General features: G+C 66.8%; 6 protein-coding genes and 2 pseudogenes. 2 read left to right on the forward strand and 6 right to left on the reverse strand.

Annotated elements, in window-relative coordinates; all coding sequences use genetic code 11:
* Both ACRDUX_RS10885 and ACRDUX_RS10890 read right to left on the reverse strand, forming a co-directional pair.
* Positions 1-425 (reverse strand): annotated as a pseudogene (locus ACRDUX_RS10885) (condensation domain-containing protein); the annotation flags it as partial.
* Between the two features lie 78 nt (positions 426-503).
* Entirely contained in the window at positions 504-1,784 is a 1,281-nt protein-coding gene (locus ACRDUX_RS10890) for an MFS transporter (RefSeq protein ID WP_526413746.1), read from the reverse strand.
* 329 nt (positions 1,785-2,113) lie between these two features.
* Here ACRDUX_RS10890 and ACRDUX_RS10895 point away from each other — a divergent pair.
* A pseudogene (locus ACRDUX_RS10895) lies at positions 2,114-2,795 on the forward strand (putative endonuclease domain-containing protein).
* A gap of 17 nt (positions 2,796-2,812) precedes the next feature.
* Here the strand turns inward: ACRDUX_RS10895 and ipdC are convergent.
* Genes ipdC through echA20 form a run of 4 tightly spaced genes read right to left on the reverse strand, consistent with a single transcriptional unit; the run spans position 2,813 to position 6,324 of the window.
* Entirely contained in the window at positions 2,813-3,883 is a 1,071-nt protein-coding gene (ipdC, locus tag ACRDUX_RS10900) for a (3aS,4S,5R,7aS)-5-hydroxy-7a-methyl-1-oxo-octahydro-1H-indene-4-carboxyl-CoA dehydrogenase (RefSeq protein ID WP_526413738.1), read from the reverse strand.
* Positions 3,880-4,629, reverse strand: a complete 750-nt coding sequence (ipdB, locus tag ACRDUX_RS10905; protein WP_526413740.1) for a cholesterol ring-cleaving hydrolase subunit IpdB — start codon at positions 4,627-4,629, stop codon at positions 3,880-3,882. The genes ipdC and ipdB overlap by 4 nt, the downstream gene beginning before the upstream one ends.
* On the reverse strand, positions 4,626-5,528 hold the full coding sequence (gene ipdA / locus ACRDUX_RS10910; RefSeq protein ID WP_526413742.1) for a cholesterol ring-cleaving hydrolase subunit IpdA: 903 nt from the start codon (positions 5,526-5,528) through the stop codon (positions 4,626-4,628). Before ipdA ends, ipdB begins: the two co-directional genes overlap by 4 nt.
* Positions 5,529-5,562: 34 nt before the next feature.
* Entirely contained in the window at positions 5,563-6,324 is a 762-nt protein-coding gene (gene echA20 / locus ACRDUX_RS10915) for a (7aS)-7a-methyl-1,5-dioxo-2,3,5,6,7,7a-hexahydro-1H-indene-carboxyl-CoA hydrolase (protein ID WP_526413744.1), read from the reverse strand.
* Between the two features lie 95 nt (positions 6,325-6,419).
* Here echA20 and ACRDUX_RS10920 point away from each other — a divergent pair, with 95 nt between their 5' ends.
* Positions 6,420-7,172: an SDR family oxidoreductase gene (locus ACRDUX_RS10920; protein WP_526413748.1), complete on the forward strand. Its 753-nt coding sequence runs from the start codon at positions 6,420-6,422 to the stop codon at positions 7,170-7,172.
* Positions 7,173-7,178: the final 6 nt, after the last annotated feature.

The following is a 7,178-nucleotide window of genomic DNA, read 5'->3' on the forward strand; positions in this document are numbered from 1 at the left end:
GTTCCGGGAGTGGTCGCCGGGACGTGCGCGCGGATCTGCTCGGTGCTCAGGTAGCCGTAGGGTTCGGGCGCCATCTCGATGGTCTGGGGATCGTCGATGGTGCGGCGGACGATGTCGCCGTGCGCGAACTCGAACGCGCTGTGGTAGGTGTCGTGGCGGCGCACGTGCGCGTTGATCGCCTCGCTCATCGCGGCGACGTCGCAGACTCCAGGGATGTCCCAGGACGCGACGATCAGCCGCGGCATCGGGCGGCCCATCTCGTTGCCGTAGAACGCCGCCCGTAGATGCGTGGCCTGCTGAAAGCTGGGCGGCAACGGATTGTGCTGCGCGCGTGCCATGGCCGCCTTGGACGCGGGCGTGGCGGTCCAGGTGAACACCTCACCGCTGACCCGCTGCCACGATTGGAGGGAACCTCGTGTGACCATCTCGCTGACTCTCCTTCGTAGCGCAGGCTTCGTATTTATGGTTGTCGCAACGGTTTTCGCTAAACTCTGAGCATGAATTTAGGTCGCGTTCTGGCCGCCGTCGCGCAATGCGGCTCCCAACGTCTCGGGCAGCAGGAACGTGCTCACCAGGCTGACGATGACGAACGCGCACAGCATCACCCCGATCGCGCCCGCGCCCCACGTCGCCATCAACGGTGCCGAGATCAGCGGGGGCACCGCGCCGCCGGCCAGTCCGGCGATGTTCAGCGAGAGGCCCGCGCCGCTGTACCGATACCGGGTCGCGAAGATCTCCGGCACGAACGCACCCATCGGGCCGTATATCGAGCCGGCCACCGCGTAGGTGCCTGCGATCGCCACCGTGTACCAGCCGGCATTCCCGGTGTCCACCAGGGGGATCAGCACGAATGCCCACGGCAGGCCCGCTGCGAGCGCGACCATGATGACGCGGCGACGTCCGTACCTGTCGCACGCCAGCGCCGACAGCGCACAGAACACCAGCGCCGTAGCGCCGCCGAGGACGTTGACCAGCAGCACCAGGTCGGGCGAGAAGCCCACCCGGGTATGGGCATAACTGGTCAGGTATGCGCTCGCCGTGTAGCCGAAGGCGAAGAACCCGACCATGCTGCCCGCGGCGAGTAACACCTCTCGCCGCTGGTGGGTGAGCAGGGCTATGACAGGTGTCCTCGAGGTGACGCCGCTGGACTGCTGCTCGGCGAACACCGGAGTCTCCGCGACGTTCAGCCGGACGTACAGCGCGATCGCGATCAGCGCGATGCTGAACAGGAAAGGCAGCCGCCAAGCCCAGTCCAGGAAGGCTGAACTTGCTTCGCCGATGGTCGAGTTGACGCCCAGGAACACCAGGCTGCTCAGCATCAAGCCGCTACCAGCGCCCAGCGAGGTGAACATGCCGTAGCGCCCGCGAGCCGCCGCGGGGGCGTGTTCGGTGGCCAGCAGTGCTGCGCCCGCCCACTCGCCGCCGACGGCGAAGCCCTGCGCGAGGCGAAGCGCCAGTAGCAGCACCGGTGCCGCCACGCCGATGGTCGCTGTCCCTGGCACCAAGCCGACCGCCACGGTCGACAACCCCATCAGGATCAGCGTCGTGGTCAGGGTCGCCTTGCGGCCCAACCGATCACCGAAGTGACCGAAGAATGCCGCGCCCGCGGGTCGCGTCACGAAGGCCGCGGCCAGGGTGGCCATCGACGCGACGGTGGCCATCGTGGTGCCGAGGTGTGGAAAGAAGACCTTGGGGAACACCAGGGCCGCCGCGGTGCCGTAGATGTAGAAGTCGTAGTACTCGATCGCCGAGCCCACGTAGCTCGCGAGCGCGACACGTCTCATCGACGTGGGGCGGATGTCGTTGAGCGGCTTCGTCGATGACGTCATGGTTCCTCCGTTGCTGGTGCCTGGCTCTGGGATCAAGCTATGAGCGGCGCGGAGGCGGGTCACGGTTGCGCGCGCAACCCGCGAATTGCTTGATTCGCCGGTTTTGTGCATTCTGCTCAGGGATGGTCGTTCCTGGCTCCCCGCCGCTCAGCGCCGAGAGTGAATTCCACGACGTTCCTGGCGCGATTCCGTAGTGAAATTCACATTCGCGCAAGGGGGTGCGCCTGTGGATGACTGATGGCGAGGGTGGGGATTGCGTCGGATATCGCGCGGATGATGCGGCCATGTCCGTCATCCCGTGGCTCTTCATCGGCGCCGAGGCGCTGTCGCGCGCCGCAATCCCCGAACGCGCGATGCGCAGGTCCTTCGAGCAGCTGTACCCCGGGATATTCGTGCCGCGAGGCATCGACCCGTCGGCGCGGCAGCGTGCCGAAGCTGCCTGGCTGTGGTCCGGCCGACGCGGTGTCGTGGCGGGCCAGTCGGCAGCCGCAATGCTCGGCGCCAAGTGGATCGACGGCAGCCAGCCTGCCGAGTTGATCCATGACAATCGGAAGCCACCCGAGCGGCTCGTCGTCAGGACCGAGGGGCTCTGCGCGCACGGCGTTCGACATCGGTCGTCACGCCGGCCAGCGGATTCAGGCCGTGCAGCGCCTCGACGCGCTCGCCAACGCTACGGGTGTGAAGGTCACCGATGTCGAGGCCGTCGCCGCTGTACACCCAGGCGTGAGAGGTCTGAGGCGGCTTCTCGACATGGCCTACGACGACGTCGAGGTCGGGATCGAATACGACGGACCCCAGCACTGGGCCGACCCGGAAGTCCGACAGCGTGACATCGACAAGCAGTTCGAGCTGACGGCGCTGAGCTGGTTCATCATTCGGGTGAGCAGAGACCTGCTGAAGTTTCGACGGCCTACCTATGTCGCCCGGGTGGCCACCGCGCTTCGCGAGCGGGGGCTCACCTGGTGACGCTCGGGCGGGATGGCTCAGTCGGTGATGTGGCCCGCGGCGGCCTGCAGGTGCTTGATGGCGTCGGCGACGATCGCGTCGATCAGTTCGGCGCACGACGGCAGATCATCGAGGATGCCCGCAACCTGCCCAGAGGCCAGCACGCCCGCGTCGGTGTTGCCCTCGACCAGGCCTGCCTTCAACAGCATGGGCGTATTGGCGGCCATGACGATCTGAGACCACGTCAGTTCCTTGCCGTGGCGCATGGCGAGGCCGTCGGAGATCATCGACCGCCACGTCATGCCGGACATCTTCTTGAACTTCTGTGCGTTACCCAACGCCGCGGCGAAACCCCTTGCACGCGATCCGCTTTCCAATTTCTCGACCAGTCCGGTGCGCAGCACGCGGTGCGGCATGCCGTCGACACGCCTCGACACCACGGTCGCGTCGAAGGCGGACTCCAGATAACGCCGTTTGACCGAGTCGGGCACGGTCGAGTCGGACGTCAACAGGAACCGCGTGCCCATCGCGACACCGGCGGCGCCGTATGACAGCGCGGCCGCCAGACCCCGCCCGTCGAAGAAACCGCCCGCTGCCACCACTGGGATGTCCGTATCCTTCAAGGCGTCCAGAACCGACGGCAGGAGCAGCGTCGTCGCGACCGGGCCGGTGTGGCCGCCGCCCTCGCCGCCCTGCACGATCACCGCATCGGCGCCCCAACCGGCCACCTTCTTGGCGTGCTTGGCGGCACCGACCGAGGGGATGACCACCACGCCGGCCTTCTTCAGCTTGGCGATCAGGTCCGGCTTTGGAGCTAAAGCGAAGGAGGCGACGTTGACTCCTTCGCGGATCAGGAGGTCGATGCGTTCGTTCGCATCGCCGGCGTCGGCGCGGAGGTTGATGCCGAATGGCTTGTCGGTGGCGGCCTTTACCTTGGTGACCGCGGTCGCCAGCTCCTCGAGTGTCATGGTGGCCGACGCGAGGATGCCGAGGCCGCCTGCGTTGGCGGTCGCCGCCACCAGTCGCGCACCCGCCACCCATCCCATCCCGGTCTGGACGACGGGGTGTTCGACGCCGATCAGCTCGGTGAGCGGGGTCCGTAGCTTCACGTCCGCACTTCCTTGTCCCGCAGCGACTTTGGGTCGATGACCTCCTGGAGCAGCTTCTGCTCCTCTGCCGTGGGCAGCCGTGAGGTCTGTGCTGACTCGAGGTCGTGCACCTCGAAGGACGTGTTCTCCGCTACCTGGTCGGCCTCGACGCCGGGATGCAGCGACACGGCGCGCATCTGGTGCTCGGGCCCGTTGAAGTCGAAGACGCCGAAGTTGGTCACCACGCGGTACACGTTGAGGAATCGGAAGGCGGGGTTGTCGGGGTCCACCTTGTCCCAGCCGACACCGGACACGATGTCGACGGAGTCGCCGAAGACGCGCTTGGAGTGGTTGCCCACCCAGTAGCTGGTGGCGTGGTTGATGGCATTGCCGGGTGCGCCACGGACGCCGAACATCTGCCGCGTGGGGTGCTGGATCGGCCCGAACGCCGAGAGGTTCTGGTTGCCGTAGCGATCGATCTGGTTGGCACCCATCACCACGTGTCGCCTGCCCCAGGACAGGGTTTCGAAGACGCGGCCGAACGGCATCCAGCCCTCGATCGCGGCGGCCGCTCCGATGGCCGGGGTGTCGGCGATCAGCCGGGCCTCCCCGTCGGTCAGCACGATGTCCGGGGAGAAGGTCAGCCGGGCCAGTCTGGCGCCGACGGATACGATCGTGGTCATCGGGCTGACCATGATTTCGCCTGCGTCGCGGAACAATTCGGCGCACGCGACGGTGCATACCTCGGCACGGCTCGCGGAGATCACTTGGCTGCCTCCTTCTTCTGGGCGGCCTGCTGTTCGGCGAACTCGCGCACCGCGGCCTGGTAGTCGGCTTCGCTGCCCGACAGGTACGTGGCGACGAATTCCTGCCACGTCTCGTCCGAGCCCGCGGCCTCCGCGTAGTGCCGCTGGAACTTCTCGTCGCGGCGGTAGTCCGGCTCGTTGGTGGTGAAGTGTGCCCCGTTGGGTGCTTCGACGAGGGTGTCGACCATCATCCGGTTGACCAGAAGTGCCTGCGGCGGCACCGCCTTGATCAACTCCTCGGTCGACACGACGCGCTCGACGGAAAGGAAGCGCTTCTCGGCGGCCATCAGGTAGAGGTCGTCGAAGTACGGGTCGATGCCCGTGTAGGCCGCATTGCCCTGCGCGTCACCGAGATTCAGGTGCACGAACGCGGCGTCGAGCGTGAGCGCGGGCATCGCGACCAGCTCCTCGAACCCGCCGTTGGTCTCATACGGGGACTTCACGGTCTTGAGCTCGTCGCCCCAGAACGCGCGGACGTCACTGCCGAGTCCCGCGCGGATCGGCAGGAACGGCAGTCGCTGCGCGGCCGCCTGCAGGCCGCAACGCAGCATGCCCTCGTCCATCTCACGCGCCTCGATGGCGCCCGTGGTGCGGGCCCTGGCGAACCACGGGTCGTAGAACGGCGGCGAATCCAGTGACACGAAGCCGTAGTAGACGCGCTTGACCTTGCCCGCCGAGCACAGCAGCCCGACGTCGGGGCCGCCGTAGCTGACGATCGTCAGATCGGTGACGTCGGTGCGCAGCAGCGCCCGGATGAAGGCCAACGGCTTGCGCCGCGAGCCCCAACCGCCGATGCCGATGGTCATGCCGGATTCGATGGACGAGACGGCCTCGTCCAGAGTGGTCCGCTTGTCTGTCACTTCATCCCCTGTCGCTTCGCTCCGGCCCGCCGAATCATGCCTTCTCGGATCCCTTCTTGGTGCCCGCGAACGCGTCGCGGTGTTCGTCGGCGACGCCAGCCAGGTTGAGCTCGAACGTGAAACCCTGCTCCATGCGGTAACTGGCGTTGACCCTCTGCACGTCGATGAGGTTCAGCGCCTCCTTGGCCGCGCGGATCACACGGGTGTCCTTGACGGCGATGTCGCGAGCGACGCGCAGCGCGGACTCATCAAGATCGGCCCGTGGCACCACCTCGTGCACCGAGCCGAAGTGGTGCAGCGTCGCGGCGTCGACTGTCGCGGCGGTGAAGAACAGGCGGCGCATCAAGTGCTGCGGCACCAACCGCGACAGGTGGGTGGCTGCGCCGAGCGCACCGCGCTCGACCTCGGGCAGCCCGAACGTTGCGTCCTCGGAGGCGACGATGACGTCGGCGTTGCCGACGAGTCCGATACCACCGCCGACGCAGAAGCCGTTCACGGCCGCGACCACCGGCACCTCGCATTCGTACACCGCGCGGAACGCGTGAAAACAGCCCCGGTTGGCGTCGATGAGCGCGCCGAAGCCCTCCGTGTTCTGCATCTCCTTGATGTCGACCCCGGCGTTGAAGCCGCGGCCCTCGGCGCGCAGGACCACGACGTGAGTGGCGTGATCTCGGCCCGCGGCAGTGATCGCGTCGCCGAGTTCGAACCAGCCTCGCGACGGGATGGCATTGACCGGTGGGTAGTCGACGGTGACCGAGACGATGCCCGGTTCGACGGTCTTGGTGGTGATCGTCATCCGATACTCCTGGGGGGTGGCTACCTAAGCAAGCACTTGCTTGGTACGCTAGCACAGTGACCGATGGGGCTGACAGTGCTGACTTCCAAGCCGGGATGAACCTGCAACTGAGTGGCCGCGTCGTCCTGGTGACCGGCGGTGTGCGAGGGGTTGGCGCCGGCATCAGTGCGGTATTCGCCGGTCAGGGAGCGACGGTGGTGACGTGCGCGCGTCGTTCCGTCGAGGGCCTTCCGTATGAATTCCTGCCATGCGACGTCCGTGACGACGAATCTGTGAAGGCGTTGATCGACACCATCGTCGAGCGGCACGGTCGACTCGACGTCGTGGTCAACAACGCGGGCGGTTCGCCATACGTTCTGGCCGCCGATGCCTCGGCGAAGTTCAGCACCAAGATCATCGAACTCAATCTCCTCGGGCCGCTGTCGGTTTCGCAGCATGCCAACGAGCACATGCAGCACCAGGCCACCGGCGGTTCGATCATCAACGTCTCCAGTGTCAGCGGCCGCAGGCCCACGCCGGGCACGGCTGCCTACGGCGCGGCCAAGGCGGGCGTCGAAAGCCTCACCAGCACACTGGCGGTCGAATGGGCGCCGAAGGTGCGGGTGAACTCGCTCGTCGTCGGCATGGTCGAGACCGAGCAGTCCGAGCTCTTCTACGGAGACACCGAATCGATCGCCGCGATCTCGGCCAATGTCCCGCTCGGACGGCTGGCCAAACCCGCCGACGTCGGTTGGGCCGCCGCATTTCTGGCCAGTGATGCCGCGTCGTACATCAGCGGCGCCTCGCTGGAGGTGCACGGTGGCGGCGAGCCGCCGCACTACCTCGCCACGACCAGCGCAATCAAATAAACTCAG

This window comes from Mycobacterium sp. (genome assembly GCF_050701675.1).
In the GTDB taxonomy this organism is placed as follows: domain Bacteria; phylum Actinomycetota; class Actinomycetes; order Mycobacteriales; family Mycobacteriaceae; genus Mycobacterium.